Genomic DNA, 19,113 nt, shown 5'->3' on the forward strand with positions numbered 1-19,113 from the left:
GCTATTTTTATGCCCTGATATAACCATATCATATCAATCCCAGGCAGGAAAGGGGATGAAAATCATGCCATATATACCACCATCAGTCATGCAGGAAGTCAAGCGAATGGACTTACTCACCTACCTGAAAAATTATGAACCGTATGAACTGGTTCATTTTTCCGGCAACACCTACACCACAAGAACACACGACAGCTTGAAAATATCCAATGGAAAATGGATGTGGTGGAGCAGGGGAATCGGTGGCAGATCAGCACTGGATTATCTGATCAAAGTAAAAGAATACAGCTTTTTAGAGGCGGTTGAATTGCTTGCAGGACAGGCAAATATTCAGCCGCCTCTTTCTGTATCCGAGAACATTCCGATGGAAAAACATTTGCTGTTACCAAAGAAAAATGAGGACAATGCAGAAGTGATTGCATATCTTTTGGAACGAGGAATCGACAAAGAAATCATTCGATTTTGTCTGGATTCCGGAAGAATTTATGAAAGTGTATTTCATCATAATGCAGTATTTGTAGGAATGGATGCGAAAGGAAGTCCGAAATATGCAGCTCTTCGGGGAACCGGGACAAGCTTTATTGGTGAGGCAAATGGAAGCGATAAGAATTATTCTTTTTCCGTTTTTTCAGAAAAACCAAGTGAAACGGTGCATCTGTTTGAGTCAGCAATCGATTTGTTGTCCTATGCAACCTTGCAGAAATCAGAGGGAAAGGAGTGGAGAGAGGAACATTTATTGTCTCTTGCAGGCGTCTATCAGCCAGCAAAAGAAATTGAAAAAAGTAAGGTCCCTGCAGCGTTGACCAGAGCATTAAAGCTGCATCCAGAAGTGAAAGTGATCGTACTGCATTTGGATAATGACCGTATCGGAAGACTTGCCACAAAAGCAATTTGTACTGTACTTCCAAAGCAGTATCAGGTAAAAGATGAGCCTCCGAAATATGGAAAAGATTACAATGATCAGCTTTGCATCAAGTTAAACCTGGCGGTTACAAAGAGGGCAAAAGCAGCAAAAAAGAGTCTGGCAAGTCATAAAAAATACGAGAGATAGAAGGTGAGCAGAAGATGAAAATGGTGAAATATGAGCTGGCAGTTGTGCATAAGAAAGACCTGATTTTGACGATGGAAGAGGATGTGGACAGTGAAGAAGTTTTGAAGATTTTTCTTGAAACTCTGAAAGAAAATGAGAAAAATCAGGGAGAATTGCTTGGAATTGTTGCTGAAAAAGTGCTGGAAGAGAGTTGCATGGAGCAGTGTGAAAACTGTCAAATATATTGTCCGGCAGGTGAAGTATAGCAATACACAATACCAGCAAGCAACGCCTTTGGATTGCCACACAGGTTTCCTGTCTGGCAGTCCGGCGGCAGCTTGTCAGGGAGAATCCCTGAAACCCTCAGAAAATGAAAAAGGAGAAAGTAACAATGTTGAAGTTTATTTGTGGAGTATTAGTAGGTGGCATTATAGGAGTAGTGTTGATGTGCCTGTTACAGATTAACAAGATTAAGTAGACAAAAAGAAAGGAGATACAAGATGCTGGTTGAAGTATCAATGAAAGACAAGAAGAAAGCAGAAAGACGATATCAGGAATATTTAAAGAAAATGAACAAGAAGAAGGGAGAACAGAAGAAATGATTGCAAAAGAAATGATAGCAGAAAAGGTATTTGCGGAAGGTGTAGCAAAAGACATCCGGAATTTTCTTCCAGCTAAATATGAGAATGCAGAATTTCAGGTAATGCAGATGAATAAAAATAATGGAGTCCAGATGGTAGGAGTCCAGGTAAGACTGCAGGAAGAAAATGTGTGCCCAGTTGTCTATGTAGAACCGTTCTTCAATGAAATACGTTTGGGTGAATCTGTTGAGAAAGTGATGAATGAAATTGCAAGATGCATGGAAGAAGCAGGCAATGTTCCGTTTTTGCACAGTGGTATCAACCCAATGGATTATGATTCAGTGAAGGAGCATCTGGCGGTGATGCTTGTGAATACCCAGGCAAACAAACGAATGTTACAGGAAATGCCTCATGAAAATATGGAAGATCTGTCGGCTATCTGTTATGTGGATTTTCCGGTAGAGTCTAACGATGGAAAAGCGACTATGAAGGTGAAAAATGAACATCTTAAGATGTGGAATGTGGATGCAAAGGAAATGTTCCAGCAGGCCAGAGCAAATACACAGCCTGTAAATACACCGATTCTTCAGTCAATGGACGAAATGTTGTTGAGTATTTTTAATGAAGAAGGACATGCAACAAACCTGTTAGATGAAAATGTTGATTTTGGACTTCGTTCACATGATATGCTGTATGCACTTACGAATGTAGAAAAGCAATATGGAGCATCTATGATCACGCAGCCAGAAGTTTTAAATAAATTGGAACAGCTTTTTCCAGAAGGATTTTATGTGTTACCGTCATCTGTGCATGAAGTTCTGATTGTTCCGGATAATGGAGAGATGGAACCGAAAATGCTTGGTGAAATGGTACGGGAAGTAAATAAAAATGAAGTGGAACGGCAGGAGGTTCTCTCAGACAGAGTTTACAGTTACGATAAAGAAAAACACCAGATTCGCCAGGAACCAGATTCTATACAGAAAGTAAAGGAGATGGAGCGTTGAGAAAACGTAATGTAGCAATCCTTTTCCGATTGAACAAAAAAGAAGCAGAGGCATTGGATAAGAAAGTAAAGAAAAGCGGACTGAACCGGGAAGCTTACCTGAGACAGTTGATTTCTGGTGTTGTTCCAAGAGACGCACCGCCGCCAGATTATTATTCTATGATGCGGGAGCTGCATAAGATTGGAAATAACTTAAATCAGATCGCACAGAAAGCACATGTGTTAAATGTGGTAGATGTGCAGCGTTACGATAAGGAAGTGCGGAAGTTCAATGAAGCAGTCCGTAAGATTACAGAAGCAGTGATACTTCCGGGGAAAAATAAATCATGGCAGTGACATCAATCTGGAGCATCAAAGGTTGGATTGGAAAAGTCATCAATTATGCGGAAAATCCAGATAAGACCAAAGAACAGACGAACCAAGAACTGATTTCAGAAAGTGAAACTGGGCAATTACAGGGATTTAATGATGTGATTACCTATGCGGTGAATGCCGAAAAGACCAGACGGGAACAATCCGAATCCGTAGAAACAGAGCTTGTCGGAGAATCGGAAGAACTGATGGAACAGTATGTATCGGGAATTAATTGTGCACCGACAACTGCCAGAGAAGAAATGATTGCAGTCAAAAAGCGTTTTGGAAAGGAAGGCGGGATTGTTGCATTTCATGGATATCAGTCTTTTGCACCGGGAGAGTGTAATCCGGCAATGGCACATGAGATTGGAAAGAAGCTGGCAGAAGAATTGTGGGGTAGTCAGTATCAAGTGCTGATTGCAACTCATTTGGATAAGGCAAATCATTTACACAATCATTTGGTGGTGAACTCAGTTTCATTCCTTGACGGGAAAAGATACCACAGGACAAATCAGGATTACCGGGATATGCGAATGGTGTCGGACCGTTTATGTAAAGAATATCAGTTATCGGTTGTCGGGCAGCCGGAACAGGGAAAAGGAAAACATTATGTCGAGTGGCAGGCAGAACAGGAAGGAAAGCCGAGTTATCACAGCATGGTAAAAGCAGATGTTGATGAAGCAATCCGAAAAGCGAGGACTGAAAAACAGTTCTTTTTTTATTTGCGGGAAAAAGGATATTCTTTTAAGTTCGGGAAAGACATTACCATTCGCCCGGAAGGGCGGGAGCGAGGTCTGAAGCTAAAGCGGAATTTTGGAGAGAATTATTCACTGGAAGCAATCAGGGTTCGGATTCTGGAAGAAAATGAATTACCTGCCGAGAAAAAATTTCCGGTTCAGAGGCATTACCGGATTCGGGTATCCGGCAACTTCAAGCAGACAAGAAAAATCGGAGGACTTCGGGGATTGTATCTGCATTACTGTTATCTTTTAGGAATCCTACCGAAGAATCGCCCGTCAATATCTGCTAAACAGGTGCATGTATTGTTCCGGGAGGATTTATTAAAACTGAATACCGTTTCCAAAGAAACGAAGCTGCTTTGCCATTATCACATTGATACTGCGGAGCAGCTTTTTTCATTGAAAGACCATTTACAGAAACAAATGGAGCAGTGTGCGGAGGAACGGAAGCACTTGCGTTATAAGATTCGGGCAGACAGGCCGGAAGAAGAAATACAGGAAATGAAGGAGCAGATAAAAGTTCTGACAGAGAAAATTGGAACGCTCAGAAAGGAGGCAGCACTTTGTGATGGAATCGCCGCACGTTCCAAGGTAATCGAAGAAAAATTTAAGATAGTGCGGGAAGAAAAAGAGAAGAAGGAGGAACAGAGCCATGAACACATCAGGCGAAGCCGCTGACCAGGTGGTACGAATGTCGTTGGAAGTTGGGGAAGCAGCATTGAAAATCAGTGGTACAGGTGCGAAGCATCTGGCAGTCATGTTGTATGCCGTCTTAAAAGAGAAGAAAAAGACAAAAGGCAGGGCAAGGCTTGAGACACTGGTCAGATCTGGCAGACCGCTGACGGTATTTTCGGTGAAAGAAAGTGACCTGAAGCAGTTCGTGCAGGAAGCAAAACGATATGGCGTGTTGTATTGTGCAGTCCGAAATCCCAAAGGAAGCAGTGACGGACTGATAGATGTGATCGTAAAGGAAGAAGATGCACCAAGAATCAACCGTATCGTAGACAGATTCCAGTTTGCATCTGTAACAGAAGCAGCGAAGATTAAGACGGAAATTGAGCGGACACGTGCAGAAAAAGCGAAAGCCGGAAAGTCAGAGAAACAGGAGAAGAAGCCGGAAAAGGTACAGGATCAGCAGGAAAAACAGGGACAGGCAGAACCGGAGAAAGATTATCCGCAGAAATCCAAGGAGGATCAGCTTATGGATGAGCTTTTTGGAGAGCCGGTAAAGAAAGAGGGGAAGGAGCAAAACCCCTCTTTGGCAAAGACGACCAAATCCCGTCTGTCCGAGCCTACCTCAAAGAAGCAAGAGAAAACCGCAGAGGGTACTTCTAAGTTATTTACCCCGGAAAAACCAGAGAAACCATCGGTCAGAAAGGAACTTCGGGAAATACAGAATGCAAGGAAGAAAGAAGCGGAGCGGCGTGAGAATAGAAATGATCCGGTGAGAAATCAGGGAAATAAAGACCGGAATCAGATTCGCCACCAGCAGCCACAACAGAAACGAAAACCAAGGAAAGGGAAAGAGAGGTAAATTTTATGGATAATAGTTTTGATTCTTTATTAAATGCATCGGCTGTACCACAGGATGAAAAGGTACAGGCATTTATTGCGGAAAGCAAAAATAACAGGAATCGCTGCTATGAGTTGTCAGAGCAGGTAACCGCACAAGTGGCAACGGATGGGAAAATGCTGCAGAAGTATCTGGATGTACAGAGTACCTTTGATCGATATACTACCAATAATGCACTTCTGATTCTGGCACAAAGACCAGATGCACAGAAATTAGGTGATTATGGATACTGGAGAGATCATGGATTTTATTTAAAGCGTATGGAACGACAGAATCCAGTTCTGATTTTAGAGCCAGGAAAAACATATAAGCGTGAAGATGGTACAGTTGGAAATTATTATAATGCGAAAAAGCTATATGATATTTCTCAGACAACAATGTCCGATACTACAATTCAAAAGTCAGAATATGAAGAACATGATTTAATCAGGGCGTTAGTCAGTACCCCTCCGGTAAATATTGTTGCAGCAGAACCAGAACAGATGCCGGATGAAAAAGGAGCATTTTTTAAACCGGAAGAAGGTTGTATTTATGTAAGAAAAGGGATGAGTGCACAGGAAATCTTTCAGAATCTTGTGCCGGAATTGGTATTTGCCGGATATGCGGATGGAAATCCACACTATGATAAAAAAGAAGATGCATTTCATGTATCGTGTGCGTCTTATATGTTGTGTAAAAAATATGGAATGGATACCAGTCGATATAATTTTTTACATGCACCAGAGTTTTTTGAAAAAATGGAGACTCAGGAAGTGAGAGTGGAACTTTCCAGAGCCAGAGATGCAGCGAATGCAATTTCTGCAAGAATGGCAAAGGTACTAGATCAGAATCGGAATGCAACTTACCGACAGTCAGAGACTGAAAAAACCGGGCACGACAGTCCTGAAAATGAGAAAACAAAGAAAGAAAATTCAGAGCCTGAAAAGAAGGACCAGAAATCCAGAGGACAGCATAAAAAAGAAGAACGCTAAGAAAATTCGGGAAAGGAGAAAAACGAAATGAGCAGTGATACGATTACGTTAGAACTGGACAAATATGAGAGCGGCGTAGTGTTCCATTCCCTGAAGGACAAGCGGAATCAGATGCTGAAAGAGGGAAAAGATACGGAGCTTGTCGATGATGTTTTAATGAAAGTCATTGAGAAAATCGAAGTACCGCCGGAGAAGGAAAAGCGAGGACGCAGAAGCCATGAAGAACGATGATGAGCAGAGCAGTCTGATACTGGCGGTAATTGGAATTATCCCGGTTATCTGGTTTGCGTTACTTGTCGCACCTTATCTTTCGTCTGGTCTTATGGGGATTCTGGAAGGAGTCCCGGAAGCAATGAATCATCCGTTTTCGATTCAGTTATGTGGGGACAGTGTAAAAACTGTCCTTATTTTTTTGCTGGCTTACGGTATGGGAATTGGGATTTATCTTTCTACCAAGAAACATTACCGACGAGGTGAAGAACATGGGTCTGCAAAATGGGGGAATGTGAAGAAAATCAATCGCAGATACAGGGAGAAGCGATTTACAAAAAATAAGTTGCTGACCATGCATGTACGAATCAGCTACAATATGCGGAAACATTTGCGAAATGTATTGACGGTTGTGATTGGTGGTTCCGGTTCAGGAAAGACCAGATTTTTTGCAAAGCCGAATCTGATGCAGGCGAATACCTCTTTTGTGGTGCTTGATCCAAAAGGGGAAAATCTGAGAGATACCGGGTATCTTCTGGAAGAAAAAGGTTATGAAGTAAGAGTGCTTGACCTGATAAATATGGAAAAGAGCCATTGCTATAACCCGTTTGTATATCTGAAGGACGATAACGATGTGCAGAGATTGGTAACGAACCTGTTCAAAGCAACTATACCAAAAGGCAGTCAGTCCAATGATCCGTTCTGGGATACCGCAGCTTCCATGTTGCTGCTGGCATTGATTTTTTATTTACGGTATGAAGCACCAGAGGAGGAGCAGAATTTCCCGATGGTAATGGAAATGCTTCGTGCCGGAGAAGTCAGAGAGGACGATGACCAGTACCAGTCCCCACTTGATGAATTGTTTGAACGGTTGGAAATGAAGAACCCGGAACACATCGCAGTGAAGTATTACAAAGACTATCATTCCGGTAGTGCAAAAACATTAAAGTCTATTCAGATTACACTTGCAGCAAGACTTGAAAAATTCAACTTATCCAGTCTGGCAGCACTGACCGCAACGGACGATTTAGACCTTCCATCACTGGGAGAGCGAAAAGTGGCTTTATTTGCGTTAATCCCGGACAACGACACCAGTTATAACTTTCTGGTGTCGATTTTGTATACCCAGTTATTTCAGCAGTTGTTCTATCTGGCAGACCATAAATATGGCGGGAGACTTCCGGTTCATGTGCATTTTCTCATGGACGAATTTGCAAATGTTTCACTGCCGGATGACTTCGATAAGATTCTGTCCGTGATGCGTTCCAGAGAAGTGTCAGTCAGTATTATTTTGCAGAATCTAGCACAGTTAAAAGCACTGTTTGAAAAGCAATGGGAAAGCATTATGGGAAACTGTGACGAATTTTTATATTTAGGTGGCAACGAGCAGGGGACGCATAAATATGTCAGCGAACTTCTGGGAAAGGCAACGATTGACACGAACACCTATGGAAAGTCAACGGGACATTCCGGGAATTATTCCACCAATTATCAGAATACAGGGCGGGAGCTGATGACACCCGATGAAGTTCGCATGTTGGATAACCGATATGCGATTCTTTTTATTCGTGGAGAAAGACCAATTTTAGACGAGAAATTCGATATTTTAAAACACCCCAATGTGGGACTTACAACTGACGGGAATGGAAAGCCGTATCTGCATGGAGCAGTTGACCGGGCAGTGGCAAGTATCTCACTGGGAGACAGCTTAGAAGGTGAACTCACAGACGATTCACTGGAATCGGAAGATTACGAATTATTATCCGATGAAGATCTGGAAGAAATTATCCAGAAATATGTGTAAATTCAAGAAAAATATATAGGAGGCTATTAAAAAATGAAGTTAGATATGCGAAAGAAGCAGGAGAAGAAAGAAACAACAAAATCAAAGAAGAAGCTGCCAATGACAGCAAAAATGAAACGTGCCATGGCAGTGTATATGGCAATGGTACTGATTATGACAGCAGGAGCAAGTACCGTATTTGCGGCAGACGATCCACTGACCGTTATCAATAATCTGTCCACGTTTATCTTTGGACTGATTCGTGCCATCGGAATGATTTTGTTGGGATTTGGAATTGTGCAGGTCGGTTTATCACTGAAATCTCATGATCCAAGCCAGAGAGCGAATGGATTCCTGACACTTGCAGGCGGTGTTATTATTACATTTGCAAAAGAAATCCTGAATCTGATTACAGGTTAAGAAGAATAGGAAATAAGGAAACGGGACGGTGCAGGTCCGAAAGGAATCGCACCGCCCAGGCTAAGACAGGAGGTGTTTAGAAGGTGTCAGATAACTGGGTAGTACAGAACTTGCAAAATGCCTTGGATACCTGGAACAGCAAACTTGCAGAAATCTGGCAGATACTCACACAGTCACCGGAAACCTTTAAGGGTGGCGGTATCTGGCAGGTGATTGTGCAGATCCATGGAGCATTGCAGGCAATCGGCTATGCTTTGTTAGTGCTTTTCTTTGTAGTCGGAGTAGTCAAGACTTGTGGAAGTTTTACAGAGGTAAAAAGACCGGAACATGCATTGAAAATTTTTATCCGTTTTGCGATTACAAAAGGCGTAGTCACGTATGGACTGGAGCTGATGATGGCATTATTCAATATCATACAAGGAGTGACCAGTACGATTATGCAGACCGCAGGATTTGGAAGTACGGAAGATACCGTTTTACCGGACGAAATCATAGAAGCGGTAGAAGATTGTGGATTTTTTGAAAGTATTCCTCTATGGGCGGTGACGTTGATCGGTGGACTTTTTATTACAGTTCTGAGCTTCATTATGATTATGAGTGTATATGGAAGATTTTTTCGATTGTATCTTTACACAGCGATTGCACCGATTCCATTATCTTCATTTGCAGGAGAGCCGAGTCAGAATATCGGAAGAAGTTTTTTGAAGTCATACGCAGCAGTGTGTCTGGAGGGAGCAATCGTGGTACTTGCCTGCATTATATTTTCATTGTTTGCATCATCACCGCCAGTTGTCAATCCAGATGCAGCAGTAGTCACTATGGTGTGGAGCTATATTGGAGAGTTGATTTTCAATATGCTTGTACTGGTCGGTGCGGTGAAGATGTCAGACAGGGTAGTGAGGGAAATGATGGGATTATAAAAAACAGAGTATGTATGGTAAGAAACCGTACATACCCTGTTGTATGTTATGAGCCTATTCTACAATGTCTTTGCTGTCATTATATCTCATATTTCCCTGAGAATCGAAATGAACAGAATCTAATGGAATCCCTCTTTGTCTGGCACGAGAAATCTGGAAGGACATATCGTCTTTCATAACTTTGTAGTATTGATGTTCCTGCCATTTGCGTCGCAGAGCAAAAATCCAGCTGAGAACAGAAAAGGCAGTCAGCAGATAGAGGATTGCAAATGCAAGTTTCTCATGAGTTGCTGCCCATGGATTCAGAATTGTGGAAACAGCAAGAAAGTATAACAGCGGTAAGGTCAGATTTAATCTGGCAGCAATCCGAAACAGCAGAGAAATCAGGAATAGAGCAACGGTAACAACAAGTGAAATCATAACAGTGATTGGCATAGGTCAGTCCCCCCTTTCATTTACCCAAAGTGTAACAGAACAGAAAAAATATAACAAATGTGCGATTTGGAGGTGTATCGTTTTGGAAGTAAAAATTAACAAGGAAATCAGGGATTACACGGAAGCAATCTTTTTCGGATTGTCCCTGAGACAGTTTATCTTTTCAGGATTAGCCTGCGGGATTGCCGTTGGGCTTTATTTTTTGCTTCACCCATACATGAGCATGGAAACAGTGAGCTGGATTTGTGTACTGGGAGCTGCCCCATGTGTAGTGTTCGGGTTTGTAAAATATCATGGAATGACAGCGGAGCAGTTTATCTGGGCATGGATAAAATCAGAAATCCTGATGCCGAAAAAACTGGTGTTCCGGTCAGAAAATCTTTATTTTGATGCGGTAGAACCAGTCATTAAAAAATATGAGAAAGAAAGTCTGAAGAAGGAGGGACGCAAGAAGAATGATAAAAACGCTGAGTAATATTTTCAAGCAGGATAAAGAAAAATTTGTAATTCCAAGAAGCGTACAGCAGGTAATTCCCATCGAGACTATCTGGTCAGACGGGATTTTTAAAATCGGGAGAAATAAATTTGCACGTACTTATAAATTTACAGATATCAACTACGCGGTGGCAAGCAAAGTAGATAAGGAAACCATGTTCCTGGAATATATGGATTTATTAAATTCTTTCGATTGCGGTGGAACAACAAAAATAACGATCAATAATCGCCGCTTGAATAAGGTGGATTTTGAAAAAGCAATCCTGATTCCGATGCAGGAGGACGGACTGGATTTATATCGGAAAGAGTACAACAATATGCTTTTAGATAAGGCAACCAGTTCCAACAGCATGGTGCAGGAAAAATATGTGACAGTATCCTGCTATAAGAAAACAATCGAAGAAGCCAGAACGTATTTTGCACGAGTGACAACAGAGCTGAACAGTCATTTTGCAAGATTGGGTTCCAAATGTGTAGAGATAAATGGAGAAGATAAGTTACGGATTCTGCACGATTTTTACCGTACAGGAGAAGAATCTGGTTTCCATTTTGATATTCAGGAGAATATGAGAAAAGGACACAGCTTTAAAGATTATATCTGTCCGGATACCTTTGAATTTGAAAAAGATTATTTCCGCATGGGAGATCGTTATGGAAGAGTACTTTTTCTTCGTGAGTATGCTTCTTACATCAAAGACGATATGATAGCAGAACTGACCGACATGAATCGAAATCTGATGTTGAGCATTGATGTGATTCCGGTTCCGACTGATGAAGCAGTACAGGAAGTGGAAAAACGTTTGTTAGGTGTGGAGACTAATATAACAAACTGGCAACGACGCCAAAATGCCAACAATAACTTTTCCGCAGTGATTCCTTATGATTTGGAACAGCAGAGAAAAGAAAGTAAAGAGTTCATGGACGATTTAACCACACGTGACCAGCGTATGATGTTCGGTATACTGACTATGGTGCATACGGCAGAATCGAAAAAACAGCTTGATGCAGATACGGAAACACTTCTGACAATCGGACGGAAAAAGTTATGCCAGTTTTCTGTTCTGAAATTTCAGCAGATGGACGGACTGAATACAGCACTACCCATCGGACACCGGAAGATTCCGGCAGTCCGCACACTGACTTCGGAGAGTGTAGCAGTGTTGATGCCATTCCGGGTGCAGGAGATTATGGACGCAGGTGGAATCTATTGCGGTGAAAATGCAATCTCCCATAACTTAATCATGTGTAATAAAGAAAAACTGTTAAATCCAAACTCATTCCTTTTAGGAGTACCGGGAAGTGGAAAATCCTTTAATGCAAAAATGCAGATTGTATTCCTGGCACTGGCAACGCAGGACGATATCCTGATTTGTGATCCAGAGCGAGAGTATGCATCATTAGTTGAAGCAATGGGCGGAGAAGTGGTTCGCATTGCTGCAGGAAGCCGGGACCATATCAATGCAATGGATATGGTAGACGGATATGGAGATGGCGGTGATCCAGTGATTGAGAAGTCACAGTTTATTTTATCTCTGTTTGAACAGTTGGATAAAAAAGGAATCAATGCAAAGGAACGTTCCATTATTGACCGATGTGTGGGAGAAGTTTATGAGGAATATCAGCATGGCGGAGCAGTGCCGACTTTGCGGGTGTTGCGTGAAAAATTTTTAGAACAGGAAGAACCGGAAGCACAGGATTTGGCACTGGTATCAGAATTATTTACCAATGGAAGTCTGGACGCATTTGCACATGAAAGTAATGTTGATGTGAATAACCGTATCATGGTATACGACATTCTGGATTTAGGAAAACAGTTAAAGACCATGGGACTTCTGGTAATCACTGATGCAATGTTGAACCGGGTAACGGAGAACTGGAAACAGGGAAAGCGAACCCATATTTTTTTAGACGAGTTTCATGTAGTATTTGAAAATGAGTATTCCGGAGCATTTTTTAACTCTGCATGGCGAAGATTTCGTAAGCGTAATGCATTCCCGACAGCAATCACACAGAACGTGGAATATCTGTTAGATTCTGTTCTTGCAAGTACGATGATTTCCAACAGTGAGTATATCGTGATGCTTAATCAGGCAGAGCCGGACAGAGCAAAGTTGGCGACACTTTTGAATATTTCTACAGAGCAAATGGGATATATCACAAATGCAGATGCCGGTTGTGGTCTGGTGAAATATGGAAGTTCGCTTGTACCGTTCGTCAATAGATTCCCAACCAATACAAGGTTGTATAAACTGATGACCACAAAGCCGGGAGAGGACAGTATCAACCGGGGAAGAATGTAAAATTAAAAATATTTTGAATAATGAAAAGCAAGGCACTGAAAATCGTCACAATTTGTGGCGTTTTTTAGTGCCGGAAAAGGAGCCAAATATGTCAGAAATCAGATTTTCATCAAAGGAACACGAAAAGTTTTTTTATCAGATGTTAGCTAAATGCGGAAAGCACGACAGTTATTACAGTTCATTTTTCTATTGTGTGGGAATTTCTGAAGATACCAGAAATCATGTTGATCGCATGTTTGATTTTAAAGAGCGTTTGATTAAACCAGAAGCATTGCATGAAGGGTGGCAGACAGGCGGTTCGGCACGATTGACCAGACTGGCTTTCAACTTGTGGAATGGATATGTGGAGAAGGGAGAAGAAAGTCTGTCTACCCCATACGAGATGTTCGATTGTGGCTATGCATCATATTTTTATGAAGCAATCCGCATGAAATACCCGGAATACTGCCGGGAACTGCCACAGGTGAGCAAAAAAGAAACTAATCATGAACGCTAGATAAAGATTCAAATGGAGAAAAGCGATGGATCGTAAGATAAAAACACGCCAAGTCCATAAGGATATTAAAGTATTAGATAAGACAGTTACAGTGACAGACCATGTTAAGCAGTCCTATGTCAGAACAAAAGAAAATATCATGCAATCGACGGAGAAATCTAGTGATAGAGAGAATAATCCGGTAGGTTATGCAGAAGATGCGGCCAGCAAGTATGCTGACCGCATCTTTCACGAAACAGGGCATCAGGTACGCAGACAGGCAGGAAAGATTATTGAACGGAAGAAAGAGAAAGCTTCTGTTTCTTCGACAGGCGAAGAAACAGTTTACCAGCCGAAAGAAGAAATTCGACCAGTACCGCCTTCAGGCGGAGAAACGGCACAGGAGCAGGGAAAAGAACTTGCTGTCAAAAAAATTAAGACCATTGAACGGGATAAAAGAACCATCAAGACCGGGAGAGCATCGGAACAGGTTGTAAAGAATACTGGAAAAGGTACTATCAAGACCTCTGGAAAAGCGGTCAAGACTGCAGAACAGACGGCAAAGACCAGTATTAAGACATCGGAGCAGACAGCAAATGTTTCTGTCCGGGCAATGCATTATTCCATGAAAAAAGCAGAAAAAGCAGTGCAGGCAGCAAGACAGACAGCACAGAATACAAAGATTGCAGTGAAAACGACAGCAAAGGCAGTAACACATGCAATAAAAGCGTTGATGGAAGCTATAAAAGCATTGTTAAGTGGATTGACCGCAGGCGGTTGGATTGCAGTGGTGATATTGATTATCGTCATTTTATTTGGTGGATTTCTTTGCATGACAGGCGGGGATAATTCCAGTACGGTTTCTTCTGTCAGTGCAGAAGTAGAAGCATATGAGCCACTAATTCGGCAGTATGCAAACCAATATGGAATTGGTGAATATGTGGAATTGATTAAAGCGATTATGATGCAGGAATCCGGTGGGAGAGGACTTGACCCGATGCAGTGTTCAGAGGGCAGTTTTAATACAAAATATCCCAAACAGCCGAATGGAATCACAGATCCGGAGTATTCGATTTCTTGCGGAGTGCAGGAAATAAAAAGCTGTCTGGAACGTGCAGGAGTAAAAAATCCTCTGGATATGGAAAATATTAAACTGGCATTGCAAAGCTACAATTATGGAAATGGATATCTGGAATGGGCGAAAGCTAGAGGTGGATATACCCTTGCCAATGCAGCAGAATTTTCTGATATGATGGCACAGAGAATGGGGTGGAGCAGTTATGGGGACAAGCAGTATGTACCACATGTGCTTCAGTATTATGCATTTGGAAGAATCCCGACAGGTATCGGCAATCAGGCAATCGTTCAGGTGGCAGCATCGCAGGAAGGAAAAGGCGGAACGACTTATTGGAGATGGTATGGATTTGGAGGCAGGGTAGAGTGGTGTGCCTGCTTTGTGTCCTGGTGTGCAGACCAGAGCGGTTATATTCAGAGTGGAGTCATTCCGAAATTTTCTCTTTGTTCGGACGGTGTGAAGTGGTTTGAAAGCAAAGGTAGGTTCCGTGACGGAAGTTATACCCCGGTGGCAGGAGATATTATTTTCTTTGACTGGGGAAATAATGGGACGATTGACCACGTTGGAATTGTAGAGAGTGTCAGCGGTGGAACCGTCAATACCATAGAAGGCAACAGTGGGGATAAAGTGGCAAGACGGAGTTACCGTATCGGAAGCAGTAATATCTATGGATACGGTGTCCCGGCATATTAAAAGGCAGGAGAAAAAGTGTGATAGTCTAATGGTGAATCTGGAGTATACAATTCCTGAAAATAGACTTGACTTTTAAATATTACAAGCGTAAGATTTAAGAAACAAAAAAATTAGAAGAAAGGAATATCTATGAAAAATAGACGAAAAAAGCAAAATATCCAAAAATCTTACGCTTGTAAGATTTTTGGGCTGATAGTAGCTATAACAGTAATTGCTGTTTCAGGAGGTGTTTTATTAAAAAGGACGATAACGGAATCACCAGAAGACACACTTGTGGAATATATGAACCATATTGAAAAAAAGGAATATGAAGTAATGTATACTATGATAGATTCAGATGAAAAAGTTTATCTGACAAAAGAAGAATACATACAACGAAATTCTAAGATATACGAAGGAATAGAGGTCAGTGACATTAAAATCAGTCATATAGCTGTGAAAGAGAAAAAAGCAGATACAGTTACGCTTTCGTATGAAACATCATGTAATACAATTGCCGGAACAATACAATTTGACAATATGGCGGAACTGAAGAAGACGAAACAGGGATATAAATTAGTATGGCAGGATAGCCTGATTTTTCCAGATTTAGAGAGTGATGATAAAATAAGTGTTACTACATCAAAAGCGGAGAGAGGAGAAATATTAGACCGAGATGGTAAAATGCTTGCAGGAAAAGGAGTAGCAACATCAGTTGGCATTATACCGGGAAAGCTGGAAGACAGGAATGTATCTATTGAAAAAATAGCGGAGTTATTAGAGATAGATGTAGAAACAATAAATAACAAACTCACAGCAAAGTGGGTAAAAGAAGATTCTTTTGTACCAATTGAAACTATTCCGAAAGTAGAAGAAATAGATTTAATGAAAATACAGCCAGAAGAAAAGACACTTGAGGAGCAGGATTGTCAGAATAAACTTTTGGAAATTCCAGGGGTTATGCTATCAGATGTGGAAGTTAGAACCTATGAGTTAGGGGAAGCAGCAGCTCATTTAATTGGTTATGTACAGTCTGTAACAGCAGAAGATTTGGAAAATCATCCAGGGGAAGGATATTCAGCTGAAAGTGTAATCGGAAGATCTGGGGTGGAAAAGTTATACGAAAAGCAATTAAAAGGAAAAGATGGTTGTGATATAAAGATTTTGGATAGTGATGGGGAAGTAAAAGAGGTTCTTGCAAGTATTTTTAAAGAAGATGGTATGGATATAAGATTAACGATAGATTCCGATTTGCAAAAATCATTATACGAGCAGTTTAAAGAAGATCCGGGGTGTTCTGTCGCAATGAATCCTTATACGGGAGAAGTATTGGCTTTGGTAAGTACCCCATCTTATGATAATAATGAATTTATACGGGGCTTATCATCAGAGAAATGGACATCATTAAACGAAGACGAAAAGAAGCCATTATATAATCGTTTTCGTCAAGTATGGTGTCCTGGTTCAACATTTAAACCAGTTGTGGCAGGAATTGGGTTGAAAACGGAAAGCATAGATCCAAAAGAAGATTTTGGAAATGAAGGTTTGGCATGGCAGAAAGATTCGTCTTGGGGATCTTATCAAGTGACAACACTTCATGAATATGAACCGGTTATTATGAAAAATGCAATTATCTATTCTGATAATATTTATTTTGCAAAGGCAGCTCTTAAAATTGGTAGTGAGAATTTTATGAATACTTTAAATGAAATAGGATTTAATCAGGATATGCCGTTTGAGATTGCGATGCAGGAATCAACATATTCCAATACAGATAAAATAGAAACAGAAATACAATTGGCAGATAGTGGTTATGGGCAAGGGCAGATTCTTGTAAATCCATTACATCTGGCAAGTATTTATACTTCATTTTTAAATGAAGGGAATATGATAAAACCGTATTTGAAATACAAAGAAGAAGCATCCGGTGAAACATGGATAGAAAATGCGTTTAGCAAAGAAAATGTAGAAGAAATTATGCAAGGGGTGGAAGGTGTTGTAAATGATCCGGAAGGAACCGGATATGCTGCACATCGTGACGATATTTTGCTGGCTGGAAAAACAGGGACAGCCGAGTTGAAGGCAACGAAAGAAGATACTTCTGGCAAAGAAATCGGGTGGTTTTCGGTGTTTACGGCAGATAAAAGCGTGGACAAACCAATTCTTCTTATCAGTATGGTTGAGAATGTGAAAGGAATCGGTGGAAGTGGTTATGTTGTTAAAAAAGATGCAACAGTATTGGATGAGTATTTTGAAGGATAAAAAAATTTTTATGGGGAATTATTACATATGTAAGATATTTGCGATGATATTGATAGTTCTTATTGTTTTTACAGGGTGCGGACAAAATCGAATTACGGAAAAAGAAGAAAAGAAAGAAACCGTAGAATCTGAAATGAATGCAGAAGTAAAAAAAACAGCACAAACTTTTCGGTTTGTTTATATGAAGGAGAAGTCGGAGTTAAATACATTAAAGGTGAAAAGAAAAATTATCAATTGTCTGGAAGAAAAAGGATATGCGGCAGTAGATTGTGATAATCAGATTGATATGGTCAATCGTGAAAAAGTGGAAGATTTTTGCAAAACAGCGGAGAAAGAAGAACAGGCAGCAGTAGATATTGTACAACCGAACAGAGATTCGCTACAATATTAATTTATGTATAATTATGTTGTAGGTACAAAAATAGTGTGACAGCGAGGTAGAGAAAATGGAAGAGCAGATAAAAAAGATTTATGAAAAGCAGAAAAATGGACGCATCAGGATGATACGGAATGTGCTGTTGATTTATGCAGCATTGATTTGTGTGGTGAGTATTTTCAAAGGAAATCCGTTCCCGCATCAGGAGACAGTACTCTTTTTCGATGTGAAGCAGCCGGGCTGGGTCACGACAGATCCCTGGCTTCTGTGGATTTGCGTGGTGGTTGATCTGATTGCAGGTATATTCATTTTAATCAGGGACATTCTCAGAGATTTTTCAAAAATTGACCGGATTCTGTCACAGCAATGTGATGCAGAAAAATATTCAGAAATGCTGGAAGAGTTGGTAAAGTACGGAAAGAGCTTGGATTATCATGGATTTCAAAAAAGTGTCATGCTGATAGCTGAGTCTAAATATGTAGTTGCACTGATCATAAATGGGCAGTTGCAGAAGGCAGAAGAGTATATAAAGAATGAATGGGAAGGAAAAAGAGAGGGACGTTCCTGGCAGCAGGTCATGACGAATCTCGAACTGTCGAAGAAATATCAGGAGAAAGATGCGGCAGGTTATTCGGCTACATTAGAAAAAGCAGGGAAAGTATTTCAAAAGAATCCACTGTTTATGGCAAAAAATTTGATGCTGAAAGGTGAAGATGAGGCAGCAGTAAGATTACTGGAAAATGATACGGAAAAGCTGCCTTATTATGAGGTTACACGCAGATTCCTGCTGGGAGTATGTTACTACCGAATCGGAAAAGAAGAGCAGGGAAAAGAATGTATGGAATATGTAATTGGGCATGGAAATACGTTGAAGTGCAAAGAAGAAGCGGAAAAATATGTAACAGTGTAAGTAAGGATGTTCTTTAAAATGACAGGGTAACAAAAATGGAGAAGATATAGAGGATGGTAATAAAATAGGATATATCGCACATAAAGATGGTGAATCTGGAGTATACAATTCCTGAAAATAGACTTGGTTTTTAAATATTACAAGTGTAAGATTTAAGGAACAAAAAAATTAGAAGAAAGGAATCGGTGGAAGTGGTTATGTTGTTAAAAAAGATGCAACAGTATTGGATGAGTATTTTGAAGGATAAAAAAATTTTTATGGGGAATTATTACATATGTAAGATATTTGCGATGATATTGATAGTTCTTATTGTTTTTACAGGGTGCGGACAAAATCGAATTACGGAAAAAGAAGAAAAGAAAGAAACCGTAGAATCTGAAATGAATGCAGAAGTAAAAAAAACAGCACAAACTTTTCGGTTTGTTTATATGAAGGAGAAGTCGGAGTTAAATACATTAAAGGTGAAAAGAAAAATTATCAATTGTCTGGAAGAAAAAGGATATGCGGCAGTAGATTGTGATAATCAGA

20 protein-coding genes and 1 pseudogene are annotated in these 19,113 nt (G+C 40.6%); 20 read left to right on the plus strand and 1 reads right to left on the minus strand.

What is annotated here, in order from left to right:
- The first annotated feature begins 64 nt into the window (after positions 1 to 64).
- From PGY05_RS07580 to PGY05_RS07635, 12 genes are all read left to right on the plus strand, one after another.
- Entirely contained in the window at positions 65 to 1,051 is a 987-nt protein-coding gene (locus PGY05_RS07580; RefSeq protein ID WP_270475623.1) for a DUF3991 domain-containing protein, read from the plus strand.
- 14 nt (positions 1,052 to 1,065) lie between these two features.
- The gene (locus PGY05_RS07585) at positions 1,066 to 1,296 is read left to right on the plus strand and encodes a hypothetical protein (RefSeq protein ID WP_243006463.1); all 231 of its coding nucleotides are present in this window, start codon (positions 1,066 to 1,068) and stop codon (positions 1,294 to 1,296) included.
- 125 nt (positions 1,297 to 1,421) lie between these two features.
- A complete protein-coding gene (locus PGY05_RS07590; protein WP_147578428.1) occupies positions 1,422 to 1,508 on the plus strand; it encodes a DUF3789 domain-containing protein in 87 nt (28 codons plus the stop codon).
- 120 nt (positions 1,509 to 1,628) lie between these two features.
- Complete coding sequence (locus tag PGY05_RS07595) at positions 1,629 to 2,615, plus strand: DUF5688 family protein (RefSeq protein WP_270475624.1); 987 nt, start codon at positions 1,629 to 1,631, stop codon at positions 2,613 to 2,615.
- On the plus strand, positions 2,612 to 2,950 hold the full coding sequence (locus PGY05_RS07600) for a plasmid mobilization protein (RefSeq protein WP_195255404.1): 339 nt from the start codon (positions 2,612 to 2,614) through the stop codon (positions 2,948 to 2,950). The genes PGY05_RS07595 and PGY05_RS07600 overlap by 4 nt, the downstream gene beginning before the upstream one ends.
- The gene (locus tag PGY05_RS07605) at positions 2,941 to 4,386 is read left to right on the plus strand and encodes a relaxase/mobilization nuclease domain-containing protein (RefSeq protein ID WP_270475625.1); all 1,446 of its coding nucleotides are present in this window, start codon (positions 2,941 to 2,943) and stop codon (positions 4,384 to 4,386) included. The genes PGY05_RS07600 and PGY05_RS07605 overlap by 10 nt, the downstream gene beginning before the upstream one ends.
- Positions 4,361 to 5,242 (plus strand): DUF3801 domain-containing protein, encoded by an 882-nt coding sequence (locus tag PGY05_RS07610; RefSeq protein WP_270475626.1) that lies wholly within the window; start codon positions 4,361 to 4,363, stop codon positions 5,240 to 5,242. Before PGY05_RS07605 ends, PGY05_RS07610 begins: the two co-directional genes overlap by 26 nt.
- Positions 5,243 to 5,247: 5 nt before the next feature.
- The gene (locus PGY05_RS07615) at positions 5,248 to 6,252 is read left to right on the plus strand and encodes a hypothetical protein (RefSeq protein WP_270475627.1); all 1,005 of its coding nucleotides are present in this window, start codon (positions 5,248 to 5,250) and stop codon (positions 6,250 to 6,252) included.
- A 27-nt stretch (positions 6,253 to 6,279) separates the two neighbouring features.
- Entirely contained in the window at positions 6,280 to 6,483 is a 204-nt protein-coding gene (locus PGY05_RS07620; protein WP_005342524.1) for a hypothetical protein, read from the plus strand.
- On the plus strand, positions 6,470 to 8,266 hold the full coding sequence (locus PGY05_RS07625) for a VirD4-like conjugal transfer protein, CD1115 family (protein ID WP_270475628.1): 1,797 nt from the start codon (positions 6,470 to 6,472) through the stop codon (positions 8,264 to 8,266). Before PGY05_RS07620 ends, PGY05_RS07625 begins: the two co-directional genes overlap by 14 nt.
- 33 nt (positions 8,267 to 8,299) lie before the next feature.
- Positions 8,300 to 8,665: a glutamyl-tRNA amidotransferase gene (locus tag PGY05_RS07630; RefSeq protein WP_270475629.1), complete on the plus strand. Its 366-nt coding sequence runs from the start codon at positions 8,300 to 8,302 to the stop codon at positions 8,663 to 8,665.
- Between the two features lie 83 nt (positions 8,666 to 8,748).
- Positions 8,749 to 9,585, plus strand: coding sequence for a hypothetical protein (locus PGY05_RS07635; RefSeq protein ID WP_021740711.1), 837 nt, complete (start codon positions 8,749 to 8,751; stop codon positions 9,583 to 9,585).
- Between the two features lie 54 nt (positions 9,586 to 9,639).
- Here PGY05_RS07635 and PGY05_RS07640 read toward each other — a convergent pair whose 3' ends face one another.
- Positions 9,640 to 10,020 carry a hypothetical protein gene (locus tag PGY05_RS07640; RefSeq protein ID WP_021740710.1) on the minus strand — a complete coding sequence of 127 codons (381 nt, stop codon included), beginning with the start codon at positions 10,018 to 10,020 and terminating at the stop codon, positions 9,640 to 9,642.
- An 82-nt stretch (positions 10,021 to 10,102) separates the two neighbouring features.
- On the opposite strand from PGY05_RS07640, the gene PGY05_RS07645 reads away from it, so the two are divergent.
- From PGY05_RS07645 to PGY05_RS07680, 8 genes and pseudogenes are all read left to right on the plus strand, one after another.
- Positions 10,103 to 10,495 carry a PrgI family protein gene (locus PGY05_RS07645; RefSeq protein ID WP_021740709.1) on the plus strand — a complete coding sequence of 131 codons (393 nt, stop codon included), beginning with the start codon at positions 10,103 to 10,105 and terminating at the stop codon, positions 10,493 to 10,495.
- Complete coding sequence (locus tag PGY05_RS07650; RefSeq protein ID WP_021740708.1) at positions 10,476 to 12,815, plus strand: VirB4-like conjugal transfer ATPase, CD1110 family; 2,340 nt, start codon at positions 10,476 to 10,478, stop codon at positions 12,813 to 12,815. The genes PGY05_RS07645 and PGY05_RS07650 overlap by 20 nt, the downstream gene beginning before the upstream one ends.
- A gap of 88 nt (positions 12,816 to 12,903) precedes the next feature.
- Complete coding sequence (locus PGY05_RS07655) at positions 12,904 to 13,311, plus strand: DUF6075 family protein (RefSeq protein ID WP_028087880.1); 408 nt, start codon at positions 12,904 to 12,906, stop codon at positions 13,309 to 13,311.
- Positions 13,312 to 13,336: 25 nt separating this feature from the next.
- Positions 13,337 to 15,058, plus strand: a complete 1,722-nt coding sequence (locus PGY05_RS07660; RefSeq protein WP_028087879.1) for a lysozyme family protein — start codon at positions 13,337 to 13,339, stop codon at positions 15,056 to 15,058.
- A gap of 129 nt (positions 15,059 to 15,187) precedes the next feature.
- Complete coding sequence (locus PGY05_RS07665) at positions 15,188 to 17,299, plus strand: penicillin-binding transpeptidase domain-containing protein (protein WP_227159832.1); 2,112 nt, start codon at positions 15,188 to 15,190, stop codon at positions 17,297 to 17,299.
- 133 nt (positions 17,300 to 17,432) lie between these two features.
- On the plus strand, positions 17,433 to 17,690 hold the full coding sequence (locus tag PGY05_RS07670) for a DUF6070 family protein (RefSeq protein WP_270475632.1): 258 nt from the start codon (positions 17,433 to 17,435) through the stop codon (positions 17,688 to 17,690).
- A gap of 55 nt (positions 17,691 to 17,745) precedes the next feature.
- Positions 17,746 to 18,585 carry a hypothetical protein gene (locus tag PGY05_RS07675; protein WP_021740685.1) on the plus strand — a complete coding sequence of 280 codons (840 nt, stop codon included), beginning with the start codon at positions 17,746 to 17,748 and terminating at the stop codon, positions 18,583 to 18,585.
- Positions 18,586 to 18,797: 212 nt separating this feature from the next.
- Positions 18,798 to 19,113: pseudogene (locus PGY05_RS07680) on the plus strand (DUF6070 family protein); the annotation flags it as partial.

It is taken from the genome of Coprococcus sp. AF51-11b1, from assembly GCF_027682785.1.
In the GTDB taxonomy this organism is placed as follows: domain Bacteria; phylum Bacillota; class Clostridia; order Lachnospirales; family Lachnospiraceae; genus Allocoprococcus; species Allocoprococcus comes.

Coding starts and splice junctions, on each gene's coding strand:
- PGY05_RS07580 (WP_270475623.1), top strand. CDS start 65: ATGCCATATATACCACCATCAGTCATGCAGGAAGTCAAGCGAATGGAC.
- PGY05_RS07585 (WP_243006463.1), top strand. CDS start 1,066: ATGAAAATGGTGAAATATGAGCTGGCAGTTGTGCATAAGAAAGACCTG.
- PGY05_RS07590 (WP_147578428.1), top strand. CDS start 1,422: ATGTTGAAGTTTATTTGTGGAGTATTAGTAGGTGGCATTATAGGAGTA.
- PGY05_RS07595 (WP_270475624.1), top strand. CDS start 1,629: ATGATTGCAAAAGAAATGATAGCAGAAAAGGTATTTGCGGAAGGTGTA.
- PGY05_RS07605 (WP_270475625.1), top strand. CDS start 2,941: ATGGCAGTGACATCAATCTGGAGCATCAAAGGTTGGATTGGAAAAGTC.
- PGY05_RS07610 (WP_270475626.1), top strand. CDS start 4,361: ATGAACACATCAGGCGAAGCCGCTGACCAGGTGGTACGAATGTCGTTG.
- PGY05_RS07615 (WP_270475627.1), top strand. CDS start 5,248: ATGGATAATAGTTTTGATTCTTTATTAAATGCATCGGCTGTACCACAG.
- PGY05_RS07620 (WP_005342524.1), top strand. CDS start 6,280: ATGAGCAGTGATACGATTACGTTAGAACTGGACAAATATGAGAGCGGC.
- PGY05_RS07625 (WP_270475628.1), top strand. CDS start 6,470: ATGAAGAACGATGATGAGCAGAGCAGTCTGATACTGGCGGTAATTGGA.
- PGY05_RS07630 (WP_270475629.1), top strand. CDS start 8,300: ATGAAGTTAGATATGCGAAAGAAGCAGGAGAAGAAAGAAACAACAAAA.
- PGY05_RS07640 (WP_021740710.1), bottom strand. CDS start 10,020: ATGCCAATCACTGTTATGATTTCACTTGTTGTTACCGTTGCTCTATTC.
- PGY05_RS07650 (WP_021740708.1), top strand. CDS start 10,476: ATGATAAAAACGCTGAGTAATATTTTCAAGCAGGATAAAGAAAAATTT.
- PGY05_RS07655 (WP_028087880.1), top strand. CDS start 12,904: ATGTCAGAAATCAGATTTTCATCAAAGGAACACGAAAAGTTTTTTTAT.
- PGY05_RS07660 (WP_028087879.1), top strand. CDS start 13,337: ATGGATCGTAAGATAAAAACACGCCAAGTCCATAAGGATATTAAAGTA.
- PGY05_RS07665 (WP_227159832.1), top strand. CDS start 15,188: ATGAAAAATAGACGAAAAAAGCAAAATATCCAAAAATCTTACGCTTGT.
- PGY05_RS07670 (WP_270475632.1), top strand. CDS start 17,433: ATGAATGCAGAAGTAAAAAAAACAGCACAAACTTTTCGGTTTGTTTAT.
- PGY05_RS07675 (WP_021740685.1), top strand. CDS start 17,746: ATGGAAGAGCAGATAAAAAAGATTTATGAAAAGCAGAAAAATGGACGC.